1 protein-coding gene is annotated in these 275 nt (G+C 70.9%); it reads left to right on the forward strand.

Annotated features, from left to right (window positions below):
- Positions 1–275 (forward strand): replication initiator (locus ADL15_RS24435; RefSeq protein ID WP_394326952.1); only part of this gene is annotated, 275 nt, incomplete at both ends.

The following is a 275-nucleotide window of genomic DNA, read 5'->3' on the forward strand; positions in this document are numbered from 1 at the left end:
GGACGGTGGGCGCACATGCTCGGCTTCGGCGGCCACTTCCTCACCAAGTCGCGCCGCTACTCGGTCACCTTTGCGGTCTTGCGCGGACAGCGCATCGTGTTCCGCCGCGCCCAGAGCGCCGGACCGGACCTCGTCGACGCGGCCGAGACGCCGACCACGCTGGTCGTCAACTTCCTCCAGTTCGTGGGCGCCGGGTGGCACACCGCCGCCGACGCGATGCTCGCCAACACCTCCGCCGCGATGGCCCGAGAGCACCAGAACGCCGCTAGGCAGCA

It is taken from the genome of Actinoplanes awajinensis subsp. mycoplanecinus (assembly GCF_001509495.1).
Lineage (GTDB): Bacteria > Actinomycetota > Actinomycetes > Mycobacteriales > Micromonosporaceae > Actinoplanes > Actinoplanes palleronii.